8 protein-coding genes are annotated in these 14,272 nt (G+C 29.4%); 1 reads left to right on the plus strand and 7 read right to left on the minus strand.

The window, feature by feature from the left end:
* Positions 1–17 precede the first annotated feature (17 nt).
* Positions 18–1,301 carry an amidohydrolase gene (locus tag CURI_RS10465; RefSeq protein WP_014968230.1) on the minus strand — a complete coding sequence of 428 codons (1,284 nt, stop codon included), beginning with the start codon at positions 1,299–1,301 and terminating at the stop codon, positions 18–20.
* Between the two features lie 162 nt (positions 1,302–1,463).
* Here CURI_RS10465 and CURI_RS16385 point away from each other — a divergent pair, with 162 nt between their 5' ends.
* Positions 1,464–1,598: a hypothetical protein gene (locus CURI_RS16385; RefSeq protein WP_266353442.1), complete on the plus strand. Its 135-nt coding sequence runs from the start codon at positions 1,464–1,466 to the stop codon at positions 1,596–1,598.
* Positions 1,599–2,140: 542 nt separating this feature from the next.
* Here CURI_RS16385 and CURI_RS10470 read toward each other — a convergent pair.
* From CURI_RS10470 to CURI_RS10495, 6 genes are all read right to left on the minus strand, one after another.
* On the minus strand, positions 2,141–3,022 hold the full coding sequence (locus CURI_RS10470) for a cation diffusion facilitator family transporter (RefSeq protein ID WP_014968231.1): 882 nt from the start codon (positions 3,020–3,022) through the stop codon (positions 2,141–2,143).
* Positions 3,023–3,032: 10 nt separating this feature from the next.
* On the minus strand, positions 3,033–6,410 hold the full coding sequence (locus tag CURI_RS10475) for a sensor histidine kinase (RefSeq protein WP_041701779.1): 3,378 nt from the start codon (positions 6,408–6,410) through the stop codon (positions 3,033–3,035).
* A 286-nt stretch (positions 6,411–6,696) separates the two neighbouring features.
* Positions 6,697–7,770: a glycoside hydrolase family 18 protein gene (locus tag CURI_RS10480; RefSeq protein ID WP_144276021.1), complete on the minus strand. Its 1,074-nt coding sequence runs from the start codon at positions 7,768–7,770 to the stop codon at positions 6,697–6,699.
* 47 nt (positions 7,771–7,817) lie between these two features.
* On the minus strand, positions 7,818–9,656 hold the full coding sequence (locus CURI_RS10485; RefSeq protein WP_014968234.1) for a polysaccharide deacetylase family protein: 1,839 nt from the start codon (positions 9,654–9,656) through the stop codon (positions 7,818–7,820).
* Positions 9,656–11,536: a glycosyltransferase family 2 protein gene (locus CURI_RS10490; protein ID WP_014968235.1), complete on the minus strand. Its 1,881-nt coding sequence runs from the start codon at positions 11,534–11,536 to the stop codon at positions 9,656–9,658. The genes CURI_RS10485 and CURI_RS10490 overlap by 1 nt, the downstream gene beginning before the upstream one ends.
* Before the next feature lie 15 nt (positions 11,537–11,551).
* Positions 11,552–14,260: a polysaccharide deacetylase family protein gene (locus CURI_RS10495; protein ID WP_014968236.1), complete on the minus strand. Its 2,709-nt coding sequence runs from the start codon at positions 14,258–14,260 to the stop codon at positions 11,552–11,554.
* Positions 14,261–14,272: the final 12 nt, after the last annotated feature.

Here is a 14,272-nt window from a genome sequence, read left to right on the forward strand (position 1 = left end):
GTTTAAACTATTTTATTTTAAGTAAGTCCTTTGCCATCTTTTCGGCATTTTTTCATTACACTTTCTACATCTATGGTTTTAAGCTTCTTTTCCTCCATCAAAATTTCTCCATCTATTATTACTGTATCTACGTCAGATGCCTGAGCTGAATACACTAAAGAAGATATTAAATTATATCTTGGATAAAAGTGTGGCTTATTTATATCTATCATTATTATGTCTGCCTTTTTTCCAATTTCTATTGACCCTATCTCATCTTCTAATCCTATTGCTTTTGCTCCATTAATAGTTGCCATTTCCAAAGCCGTATATGCTGGTACTGACAGTGGATCTTCAGTTACTCCTTTGTTTATGAGTGCTGCCAAATTCATTTCTTCGAACATATTTAAGTTATTATTACTTGCAGATCCATCTGTACCTAGAGTTACATTTACTCCTGCTTTTAATAAGGCATCTACTCTTGCGAATCCATTTGCAAGTTTTAGATTACTTCCAGGATTATTCGCTACTGTTACTTCCTTTTCTTTTAATATATTTATGTCTCTATCTGATAATTGTACACAGTGTACTGCTATTGTAGGCACATCAAATAAACCTAAGTCGTTTATATGCTCTATTGGCGATTTACCATATAACTTATAACTATCCTCCATTTCTTTTTTACTTTCAGAAACATGAATATTAATTCCTTGATTGTATTCCTTAGCCAGTGATATGATTTGATTTAGAAATTCAGGTGTGCATGAGTAAGGAGCATGAGGAGCTATTCTTGTTTTTATTCTACCGTTAGCTTTTCCGTTCCACTTTTCTATAAACTTTTTAGTTTCAATTAATTGACTTTCTCCTGTTATTTCATTACCTGAAAGACTAAGAGCTAAACACCCTCTTATTCCAGTTTCCTCTACTGCTTTTGATATATCGTCCATGAAGAAATACATATCTACAAACGTAGTAATACCTGAACTCAACATTTCAGCTATACTTAGCATAGATCCCCAATATACATGGTCTCCACTCAGTCCCTTTTCTAGTGGCAATATTTTTTCATGTAACCATTCCCAAAACGGTAAATCATCTGCATAGTTTCTAAATAGGGACATGGGAATATGTGTATGTGTATTTACTAAACCCGGCATAGTTATTTTATTCGTTCCATCTATTACTTTATCTACTTTAAAATCTTCTTTTATTTCTCCTATATACTTTATTCTATTTCCTTCTATTGCTATATCTATATTTTCTTTTATATCTTTATTTTCATTCATAGTAATTAGATTAGTGCCTTTTATTAGAATATTCATGTTTTTCCTCCTATTCAATATCTTTCTTTATTTTATATACCTTTTAAAAACATTTAAACAAAACTTTGTTTTTTGATTTTTAGTACATATTATGTTTAATATAAGTACAATACTATAGTATTAATACTTTCTTAATTGTTAACATGAAAGGAAATGTTATTTATGAAACATACTATAGTTGTAAATGGCTATTATATAGACGTATTTAAAAGCGATGACGGATATATAGGTAAAGTACGTAATTTAGAAAATTGTTTTACAGAGGGAAAAGATTTTAAGAGATTTAAAATTAAATAGTCAAAATAGAATAAATGATTACTTAAAAAAAATGATGAGTAAGGGCTTAAATCCTCCACAAAGAGATATCAAAAAAGCTTATAGTACCATATTTACCTACTATTCTTCCAAGTACAAATACTGATTTAAACAGAAATATTTATTTAGGAGTAGGATTTTTATTAAGTAAAATAAACGCTAAAATTTTAGAAAAAACCTATAATAATGAACTTAGAGAAAACTTAGATGTAGTAGATGTTTATAACAATAAAATTTTTGTAGGAAAAGTTATTAAAAGATTAGACCATGAATTATCTTATATTTCTTTTCAGGATATAAGTATGTTATTTAATGATTTTGTTAAAGTACAACAGGATATATTAGTAACTCTTGAGTGCTTGGGATATGAAGATGCCTTTGGGGTGAAAGATAGAATCTTTGTTTTCTTATTACCAAGAATTTTTTAATCTCTTAATCTAGATAAGTTTCATTACTAAATATCAAAAAGTTGAGCAATTGTTTTTTAGATTTGCTCAACTTTTTAATATTTTATAAAATTTTACTTATTGTTCTTTCAGTTTTGCTGGCTCTACATGCACTATAACTTCTTCCACACCATCTATGGCTTCTTTCAACATATCCTCTATATCATGTGCTATTTCATGTGCATGACTTATAGTATAACCTGGATCAACACCTACGTGTAAATCAACCATTATATGATTTTCTTTTCCTCTAGTTCTAATCTTATGACAGTATATAACTCCAGGATATTCACTTACCAGTTTATCTATCTTCTCTGGATTTAACATCTTCCCGTCAATCAGTACATTAGTAGCTTCCAGTAATATCTCTAAACCGGCCTTTACTATTAAAACTCCTATAAATATAGATACTATACTATCTACTATAACAACACCTAATTTTATAGCTATCAAACTCACTATTACAGAAATTGATACATATATATCACTCTGAGTATGCTTTGCATCTGAAATAAGTATACTACTCTTTAGCTGCTTACCTCTCATAGTTTCATATCTAACTACAAATATATTTATCCCTAATGTTATTATCATAACGATGAAGTTCCCTATATTTATATTAGGAATAACAGGATTTTTAAACCTAGCATATGCATTAGTTATTATTTCAAATGAAACGAAGAATAACAATAATGAGATAACTATTGTAGAAAGTGTCTCAACTTTCTGATGCCCATAAGGATGACTATCATCAGCTGGCTTGGATGCTATCCATATACCAACCAATCCAACTATATTTGATGTTCCATCAGAAAAAGAGTGATACCCATCAGCAACCATACTTGCTGTTTCAGTTATTGTACCATATGCTATTTTAGCTATAGCAACAAGTAAGTTCAGTACTAGTATATACGCAAGTACTTTCCTTACCTCGGTATAGCTATTTTTTTCTTTTACCATTTTAATCCCCCTAATTTATTTCTGACATCTCTATTTCTAAATCTATACTTTCCGCATTTACTTCATCCAATTTAGTTATCTCTAAACTTTCCCCTTCTTTAACTTCATATATAGGAAGTCTTATTATAAATTCACTACCCCTTGACTCTTCACTCGTGAAATCTATACTTCCATTATGCATATCTACAAGTAATTTAGTTAAACTTAATCCTACACCACTACCTAATCCATCACTTTTATTTACTCTTTTGAATTTCTCAAATATTGTACTTTGTTTATCTTTAGGTATTCCTATTCCATTATCTTTCACAACTATTTTTACATGCTTTCCTTCTATATATATGTTCACCCATATATGTCCATACTGTTCAGTATATTTTATAGCATTAGAAAGTACATTCAAAATAGCTCTTTCTATTTCGACAGGATCACATTCTATAATTTCTTCTTCTGTTTCTGTATCAAATAATATTTGTAAGTTTTTTTGTTTAGCATAGTCTACACTAGATAATACCATTTCCTCTACTAAATATATAATATTTACCTTTTTCATATTTAAATCATACTGTCTAGATTCTATTTTTGCAACATCTATTATATCATTTGCTGTTTTTAATAGTCTGTAACAGTTTTTCTTCACTAATTTGAAATGCCCTATTAGCCTATCTACTGTTTTATTCAAATCTTTATTCTTAAGACATGCTTCACTTACCTGTACTGTACTTAAAATCATATTAAGAGGTGTTCTTAACTCGTGAGATAAGTTTATAAAGAAATCATTCCTAAAGTTTTCTACTTCCATCTTTTCATCAAATAATCTTTTATTTTCATCTATAGTCTCTTTAAGTATTTCTTCTGTTTCTTTACGTTGCTTTATCTCCCCTAATAAATATTTATTTATTGTATTTAGCTCTTGAGTTCTTTCATTTATTATTTTTTCCAAAACCTTAACGTAATTTAATATCAAATATGCTATTAATATTGCAAGTATTAAATATATAAAGTATGATAACTTTGTTTTCCAAAAAGGTGGCTTTATTTTTATCTTTAACTCTACATCTTTTTCATTCCATATACTCTCACTATTTATCCCTTTAATTTTTAATGTATACTCACCGGGTTCTATGTTATTATACGTACCATAATTTCTATCTTTGACATGGTTCCAGTCATCTTCATACCCTTCTAACTTAAAAGAATATCGATTCTTTGATGGCTTCTTATAGTCTGTCATAGTATATTCAAAGTAAAAGCGATTTTGATCATATGGCAATACTATTTCCTTAGTATTTTCTATATCTATCTCTTCATCATTTACTGTCAATTTATTCATAATTATCTGTGGTTTAGTGAAGTTGGAGACTTCTTTTTCAGGATAAATAGTATTAAAACCATTGGTTCCACCAAATAATAGCTGACCATAACTATCTTTATAAACAGCTCCTGAATTGAAGTAATTTCCTTGTAAACCATCTATAGTACTATAGCTTTTTATAACTTTTCCTTTTTCTATATCAAACTTAGATATTCCATCATTACTACTTATCCATAGCTTGTCGAAATCATCTAGTAGTACACCTGATATGAAGTTACTCTTTATATGATCACTTTCTGTAAATACTTCGAATACTTCTCTTTTTTTATTAAATTTATTTAATCCATTAGAAGTTCCTATCCACAGATTACCTTTTCTATCGTCTACTATACCAGTTATATGGTCGTTACTTATTGTACTTCTATCTTCAGAATTATTTTTATATGACCTAAATATCTTTTTATTTCTATCATATTTATTTAATCCATCATGAAATGTCCCTATCCATATATTCTTATCATTGTCTTCATATATTGTAGTAATATGGTTACCACTCAGGTCACTATTTTTCACATTATAGTGTATAAATTCATTCTTTTCTTGATTATATATATCTAATCCATCTTGAGTTCCTATCCAGAGAGAGTTTTGAGAGTCTTCGTAGATGTAACTTATATTGTTGTCTGCAATAGAGTTAAAATTGTCAGCTTCATGGAAATATTTCTTAATCTCTCCAGTTTGCTTGTTGAGACTATTTAACCCATTTTCTGTTCCTATCCACATTGTACCTCTTCTATCTTCCATAATATGATTTACAGTATTTGATGTTATACTATTTTCATCGTTTAATTTATGGCTATAGTACTCTACAGTTCTTTTGTCAAAATCCAGTTTATTAACTCCACCATTTCTAGTTCCAAGCCATACCTTTCCATCCTTATCTTTATATAGAGATAGTATATTACTATCATTTATACTATTTTTAAAAGCTCCTATACTCTTATAGTTAGAAAAGTTTGCTTGGGGATTAAGTTTATTAATTCCACCACTTTCTAGCCCTACCCATATAAGCCCCATCTTATCTTGATACAAAGTAACTATATTATCCTCATTAGCACTAGTGTATGGATTTCTAGGATCTGATAAACGCTTTATAAATAAATTATTTTCTCTATCATATCTTGCAAGTCCACCTTGCTTACTGCCTATCCATATAGTACCATTTCTATCTTCAATTATAGACGTAATAAAATTCGATCCTATACTATATGAATTACTTTCATCTTTTAGGTACCTTGTAATAGTATCTTTCTTAACATCTATTCTATTTAATCCATTCTTTAATGTACCTACCCATAAATCTCCATATCTATCTTCACATATAGCTGTTATGTTATTACCACTCAAAGTATTTGAATCATCTTCACTATATTCGTAAATTTCCACTTCATCAGTTTTTATGTTAATCTTATTTAATCCATGTTCTGTACCTACCCACAAACTTCCTTCTTTATCTTGATACATTTTCGTTATATAGTCACTACTTAGTTTTCCTTTATAACGTTTAAAGTTATCGTCTTGTTTACTATATTTATTAAGTCCACCACCATCAGTTCCAATCCACAGATTTCCCTCTTTATCTTCTAAGATCGAAGTTACCTTATTGCTACTAAGACTATTTTTATCATTCCTATTATGCTTATAATGTTTGAATTTATTTTCTTTAGAATTAAATTTAGTTAAACCCTTATTTGTTCCAATCCATATTATCCCTTGCTTATCTTCTTTTATATCTACAATATAATTATCTAAAATAGTATTTCTTTCAAAAGGCATCTGCCTGTAAGTTTTAGTATTATAGCCGTCATATTTAGTTAATCCATTATTAGTTCCAAACCACATATAGCCCTTACTATCTTGTAATACCGTTTTTACTACACTATGAGATAAGTCCGTCTCTTCTTCTAGTTTTATAAAATTTATATAATTTTCTACTGCAAAAGCATTTATGCTATTAAGTGAAAGTATACATATTATAACAGTCAAACTTACTACGTTTTTTATCTTATTCATGTCTCCCTCCTCCTTTTCATTTTATTTTCATTCTATTTCCAATATGTTTTATTTTGTCGAATTATTATGTATTTCATCATATTATAACATAAAAAAGGATAAGATTATTATATCTTATCCTTTTTTATGTACTACTATTTATAAACTAGACTATAAACATCTTTCTGTTTTTTAGAATTTAGAAGTTAATTCTTCATCAAATATGCAGTAAGAGCCCTATAGTTCAAATCATATTAGGATACTTCTAATATAATAACTATTCTATCTCCTTTATTGTTATACCAATCTATTGTAATATGCTCAAGTTTCCACCCATTCTCCAGAGACTTAGTCCATAATCCCCAGACTCCTCAACTATACTGAACCAAAAGTCTAAAGTCTCATGATCAGCGTACCATACTTCATAAGATACAGACTCATCATCTACATAAGTGAAGTACCTAGCCTTACTATCTTCATCTCTAATAATAGTTGCATCATACATTTTAGCTAACTCTACTGCTTCTTTTTCAGACAACTGCTCAACCTTATCTCCATAAAATTTAAATCCACCAGTAGACATAGCAAAGTTAATATTTCCTGGTAGCTTCTTCATTTTTTCAATCATCTTTAAGATAAACTCCTTATTAGCTTTCGGTCCTGGTGTTGTTCCATATCCATGTAGATTATAGCACATAATTACATATTCTGGACCCTTCGGGAATGTTATTGATTCTTCAGGAAAATTTGGTTCTAAAACTATTCTTACATCAATGTCTTTTTTAATAGCTTCTGTGTACAGCTTTTCTACAAATTTTAAGAATGAGTTCCAAAGTATAACGTCCTTACCTATAGCCTCATAATCAATTTCAACACCACTATAACCACCTTTTATAGTCATAGAAAGTATTTCCTTTACATGATTATTCATTGATTCCTCTGTTGAAAATAAGCGATATAATAAGTCTTTATCTTTTAAAGAAGAAGCTTCATCTTTCCTAAGTAAATCATTAACAAAAGTTAAGTAACTTCCATAATTGTATTTAGGATATCTTTTCTTTATCATTTCATTAGTCGCTTCTATTTCATCTGGAATAAATAGTTTTTCATTCTCATCAAAATAAACTGCAAAATAAGATATATCTTTAATATTTCCACTTATTTTATCAAACTCATTTTCCAAATCAACAGTGTCCCAGTAAGTTGTCCATACAGAAATTTTTCTTTCCTTTTTATTCTTATCTGATTTTTTATTGTCTTCACTAAGAGCACCGCCCTCTATCGTAGTCTCTTTTTTTGTATAGTTCTCACCTTCTTTACTAGCACATCCTATAAGCGTAAAAGATACAATAAAAGTAAGTATTAATATTCTCTTTATCATGCTTTTCTCCATTTCATAAAAGTAATAATAACTATATACTTAAATAACTACAATGTTCTGATAAACCAGTTCAGTACTTTATTCCATCTAAGCGATGCCTTATGTTTAATCTTCTCAAATCCCTCTAATTTATTTCTATATATTACATTCTCACCCTTAGATATTTCTGTAACAATTAAATCCTCGAATACACCATCATATACATCATCTGCAGTGTTTCTTTGGCTATATCCATCTTCACCCCAAGATGATTCTAGATAGACATAACCTGCAGAATTTTCTGACAAAGGAAGTTTACTTACTGCCTCTTTATTATCTATATTTATTGAAATTTCATTACCTTCCAAGTATATTTCAAGATTTCTTTCTCCTTTTTCATGAATGTCAATAGGAGGTATATATTCATCTGCTCCTTGAGCAACAGTTCTAACTTTCTTATCATCTATCTCTTTTTGAGGTTCCATTTTCGTTGGATTTTTATATGACTTTGTATTCTTTTTATAAGTCTTTAACTCTTCATTTAACACTACAAATTCATCTTCTTCAACAGATATTGGAGTAACCCCATCATGACGGTCTAAATTTAGCTTGTAAATTGTCTTACCATTTTCATCAACATATAAAAAGTTATTTTTGATTCTTACTGCTACATATTTATCTAGATTTTCATCTGCTCTAAGGTAAATAGATTGTGATCCTAGCTTATTACCTGTCATAGTTGTTGCTAATTTATAATCCTTATATTTTTTACTTTGCTTTAATCTAATTAATCCCTTACCTTTAGGTGTAGAGGTTAATGCAATCGTTGATTCTCTATACTCAGGAACGCCTTTTACAATATCCCAATCTTTTTTCTTTTCTAAGTCACCATATACAAATTTTATCTTATCTCCAGTATCATCTGCTATTCTCATTAAAAGATGGTTAGGATACCAGTAGGCTTGAGGTTGCATTCTAGTTAAGTCATATATACTTGATTCTTTATTATTCTTGGAATATCCTTCTCTATTAAAATTCATGATAAAGAGTTTATTTATCCATTCTTCATTTACTTTACTTACCTTTTCATTAGATCCAAAAGCTCCAGTATTCGAGTGCATAAGAACATATGCACCCGGAAGTTTACTCAGTTCTTTTTTATATACTTCATCCATTAAAAGATAATCCCCACTTATACGTTTTTTCATCTCTTCATAAGTTTCTTTAGGTATTTTATCCTCATCTCTTATAAAGTCCATTAAATAGTGATTATAGTTTCTTCCAAAGTATTTACTTAACGTTGCATATTCTAAATAGGTAAGTTCTCCTAAAAAATTATTATATCTGTCATACACATTTATGAAGGATAATCGATATCCATTAGTTCCAAGCTCCCAAAAAGTACTTTTTTCTAGTTTCTTCAAATCCTTTGGCATAAGAAATTTAATGTCTTTTTGCCCAAATCTATCTCCATAGCTTAGCATAGTTCCAATAAAATTATATTTTTCTAACATATCTCCTGCAAATATAGCTGTATCCATACGTCCATCTTCAAACATTAGGAACATAGATTTTTCAGGAAGATGCTTATTTCTTTTATAATAATCTTCTATATCTTTTTGTTTTATTGTAGTATATCCATTCATATCTAGTGCTGCGAAGTGCTCATCTAGACGCTGTTTACTAATCATGGTACTAGTGCCCTCTCTATCAACTGCAATATAGGAAAGAGCTATAAATCCTTTATCTTTCTCAGTAATATTTACATTATTTTTATCAAAATGAACATATTCTTTAAAATTCATAATAGTATTAATTAAAATCCAAAATACGGTAAGTAAAACTATAGCTTGAATAATGCTTCTTATGAACTTTCTTCTATCTTTTGGAGTAGACAAATATTTCATTAAATATCCCCCTCTCCTGTTGATTTTTTCAGATGTCTTTTTCTTCTTTTATCAATCTTCTCCTGAGCCTTTACATCACTAGGAGTCATTCTAGTACCCCATGTAGATTTCCAAAATGTTACCCAAGCAATAGGCATTTGCCATAAAAGAACTGCTTCATAGTAAAAACAAAATACCATACCAAATATCCAAGTAGTACTTTTTCTTAAGAAAAGCTGAGTCATACTCATGAGCATTGACATAAGTAAAAGACCTATAATAAATGTTTTTGGAAATATTCTATACATTATTGGTACATAAACTAGATTATAAATGACAATGATCGGTGCAGCAATAGGAACAAGTACCCCCATATAAAAAGTAAGTGCAGCAAAAGGTTCCTTCTTCCACATGTACTTAGATGCTATTAAAGATTCTCTTAACCATGATCTTTTCCACCTCATTTGTTGCTTTAAAAATACAGACTGTTTATTAGGAACTATTGTTGAACAAATAGCAGAGTCCTGATACGCTGTTCTATGTTTTTTTAGCACAAAATTAGTCATTGCTCTATCATCACCAAATGTAGCCCTATGGCCTAAAAACTTTTGATTAAGCCATGCTTCACGATTCTCAAGAATGATTGACTTCTTGTAGCATGCAAGTGGTCCAGATAAGCAAGTAACAGCATCAAAGTAGCTTTCAGCTGCTTTGATTATTCTAAAGGCAATATAATAACGAACTGATTGCATTTTTGTAAGGATATTTGTATAGGTATTAGCTACATCAGTTCTTCCAGATACTCCTCCCATCTTAGGATCCTTAAAAGGCTGAACCAAATTTCTTATTGCATAAGGATCTAAGAAACTATCTGAATCTACGAAAACAACAAGGTCATGCTTAGCCTTTAAAGCTCCCAACGATAGAGCCTCTCTTTTACCACCATTTTTCTCCATTAGAATATATTTAAGTCTGTTTTTAACATCAAATTGTTCGGCCTCATTATATAATATATTCATAACTTCCTTAATTTTTTCAACAGACTTATCTGTCGAAAAGTCATCTATAACTATAACTTCTAGCTTATCTATAGGATAATCCTGATTAATACAACTAAGTATCGTCCTTTGTATCCATTCTTCCTCATTAAAACAAGGAATTAATATTGTAACCCCTGGAGTGAAATCAGGATCTATAGGTACTTGCCTATAGAATATGCCTACAAAGTATCTGCTTAATAAGAATACAGCTGCAATAATACTATATAAGTAAAGCCATTTATTAAACTTAAAGTAAACAATACTTTCAGCTCTCATAAGAATAATAAATACTGTAATGAAAAAGAGTAGTGAACTAGAAGTCATAATCATATATTTTCCTCTTTTTCTAGAGATATAGGTAGAAAGCTCTTCATCAAATACCATACCACATAAAATTTCTTCATCTAATAGCTCTTCTATTCTAGCTATATTTGCAGATATATTTACTTTCATTTCAGAACCTTCAGGCATTGTTCCTGGCTTTATCTTAAACTTTAAGAAAACAGTTTCTGCATCCTTTATGCTATTAAGATGCTCTCTTTTTCTTAATTGTATTAAAATACCTGTCATAGATATATCTATACTACTACAAGAAAATTTAGTTTCTTTGCCCTTCATATTGCATATTACATCAATATCATAGTTTACTTTATATCTAGTTCCGCTTTGTTTATTTTTAATAAAGCTACTAATATTCTTTTCAAAGTCGCCAATATCCTTTCCACGTCTATCTATATTACTTCGTCTCTTTGTATTATCAGGGACATGTGATAACAGTCTTCTATCATCTTTTGTTTTCAAGAGAATATCTTTGTACTTTTCATCATTATTTCTACGGCTATTTCTTTTATAGAAAAACACTTCATATCCCCCTTATCATTCTGAAACATAATCACTTAATTTTGAAAATCTATATCCTTGAGCTTTTAATATAGGGATGGCTATATCAAGTGCTTTAGCTGTTATGTTAGGTTCATTTGATATATATTTGTTACCATCTGACATATGCATAACTAGAATACTTCCATTTTGTATCTTTTGAACATCTCCACTGCTCTTTAACATTCCATTTATAATTTTATCTGCGAGTACATTCGGATCACTGTCTTCATAATCATGTGTGCTAAAGTCACCACTTACAATATGACTAAATCCCATATCAAAGATTGATTCCATACCAATTCTACTCATAGCTAAAGTTGGTGGTCTTAAAATTTTTGTTAGTGCAGGCTTCCCATTTATGGTTACATCTCCTACAACAGCTTGTAACTTGTTATATGAGATTAATAAATCTTCTTTTCTTTTTTGTACATCATCATCTGTAAGAGAAAAATATAGCCCACTTGTATCATTTTCATCCCGCTGCTCACGTGATAATGCAAATGGAAGATGGTTATCTGTATGACTTCCAACATCATGACCTGATTCTGCAATAGCTCTTAAAATATTTGGATTATTTTGCATATAGTTCGTTCTAATAAAGAATGTAGCATCTACATTATGTTTATCTAAAACATATAATAACTGGTTAATTGGTTTATCAGAAGACCAGTCATCAAATGTTAAGAACAACACCTTATCATCTGTAGCTACTCCAGTTGTATCTATTAAAGCAAGTTCGTCATCAGTAAATCCTGGTAATGTTCTATGATTACTAATATCAGGATTACCAATATATCTATCTTTAATAAAATTAAACTTATCTTTATCTGATAAATTCTCTAGATGACCTGGATAAATTGCATTTCTAACTGAAGGTATTATATCATTCGGTTCTAATGGATAATTATATACCTTATCACTTTTCATAAGATCAGTTAATGTTTTTACAGAATATGCAGAACCCTTAGGATCATTTGGATAAGCTACATTATTAATTCTGTTCTCTGTAATGTTTTTCACTATATCCCCAATAAGCTTTGGATTAGAATAGTAATCCATACGATAGTAGATTACGTACCCTCTGTGAGTAAAAAGATTTCCGGCATGAAATATATTGTTAATAACCTCATCGATACTTGCATCTTTGCTAAGTTTTGAGCTTGCTACTGCAAGATCAGACCATATAACTGTGCATCCTGCACTAGATATAGCTTCTAGTACATCGTCTGATATTTTTACTTCATATGGATATCTAACTAAGACTGCATTCTGACCAGTTATATCTTTGATATCTCTTTGCATTGTTAAAATTGTCTTTAAAGTGGAATAATAATCTTTTGAACTAGATTCCATTAAACTTATACCAATTTCATGTCCTTTTTCTGAAATTTTTATAAGTTCATCTTTATTATTCAAAATATCTCTTTCTGTAACAAAAAATGTCCCTTTAGCATTTAAATTATCAAGGGTACTTATTACATGATCTAAAACCTCTTTATAGCTGATACCATAAAAAGAAAACCCTAAAGCCCTTTCAGTTGTGTGTATTGTATGAGATTCTTTTGCTTTTTTATTATTATTTTTTTGTCTTAGAGCGTCTAGCTCTTCTTTTGTATAAGTATTGTTATCCGTCTCCTTCTTAGTATTAGTGCTGATTCCTTTACTATTGTTAGTATTAGTATTTGTATTTCCCTTACTTTTTTCAAAGTAATTTTTTTCTAAGCTTAGCCTCTGCTTTAGAATGTAATCTAGATAATAATCCATAGTTTTTACTTCTAATTTAGTAAGCTTAAAGTCAGAACCCTTATCTATGTAAGATTTTAAGTCTTCTACAAATACAGTTTTATAATTAACCTCTTCAATTGCTTGCAATAACCACTTTACAGTATTTAATAGTCTTTCACTTTCCGTAAGTGTCTCTATCTCTTTATCAACTTCTATGTCAGGCTTCTTGTCTATAGCAGGCTTTTCTTCTTTTGTGGGTGTCTCATATTCCATTTCATCTAAAACTCCATCAACTTTTATTGTTATAATTGACCCCTTTTTTATTTTTTTTACATAATTTAGTACCTGATCATAACTTTTAAAACTTTGATAATTCAAAACATGTGTACTATCAACTATCTTTTTATTTCCAGCCTCATATGCTGCCCTTAGTAACTTATCGGTATATTTTGTGCTATTACAAAGTAATGATGTAGGTTCTTTTTTAGTTAGATTTTTAATAATACTATTAGTTTTAATAAAATCTTTTACTAGTTCCTCACTAGAATATTTCTCCATATGTTTTGATCCATTCAAAGTATTACTGCCAATATTTAACCCTTTAGAGTTAACCTTCTTGATGAATGCTGAGTCTTCCGCTGCTCTAATACCTGGTACAAAAAATGTAGCCTTAGCATTGTGTTTAGATACTAAGTCAAGAATTTTTGTATTAGTATTGGTATCTGACAGTCCTTTAAAAGTTAGTGCAAATACCTTATCTGATGTCTTCACCTTAGTAATAATTTCAGCTTTTGACCCATCTTTTTTAAGATTATTTATAGCTAAATTAATTGTTTTACTATCATCATATTTAGTATCTTTACTTGTTGGTATATTTTTTTTATCACTTAAAGAATATATAAGAAATCCAATGATGCTTAACGCTATTATGAATACTATAGTAAATATAAATGTTTTTCCTATTTTTTTATTAGACATATAGCCTCCCCT

It is taken from the genome of Gottschalkia acidurici 9a (assembly GCF_000299355.1).
Taxonomy (GTDB): Bacteria; Bacillota; Clostridia; order Tissierellales; family Gottschalkiaceae; genus Gottschalkia; species Gottschalkia acidurici.

Bases quoted from the DNA above. Each gene is read 5' to 3' on its own strand.
- CURI_RS10495 (WP_014968236.1), bottom strand. From the start codon at position 14,260: ATGTCTAATAAAAAAATAGGAAAAACATTTATATTTACTATAGTATTC.
- CURI_RS10485 (WP_014968234.1), bottom strand. From the start codon at position 9,656: ATGAAATATTTGTCTACTCCAAAAGATAGAAGAAAGTTCATAAGAAGC.
- CURI_RS10470 (WP_014968231.1), bottom strand. From the start codon at position 3,022: ATGGTAAAAGAAAAAAATAGCTATACCGAGGTAAGGAAAGTACTTGCG.
- CURI_RS10475 (WP_041701779.1), bottom strand. From the start codon at position 6,410: ATGAATAAGATAAAAAACGTAGTAAGTTTGACTGTTATAATATGTATA.
- CURI_RS10465 (WP_014968230.1), bottom strand. From the start codon at position 1,301: ATGAATATTCTAATAAAAGGCACTAATCTAATTACTATGAATGAAAAT.
- CURI_RS16385 (WP_266353442.1), top strand. From the start codon at position 1,464: ATGAAACATACTATAGTTGTAAATGGCTATTATATAGACGTATTTAAA.
- CURI_RS10480 (WP_144276021.1), bottom strand. From the start codon at position 7,770: ATGATAAAGAGAATATTAATACTTACTTTTATTGTATCTTTTACGCTT.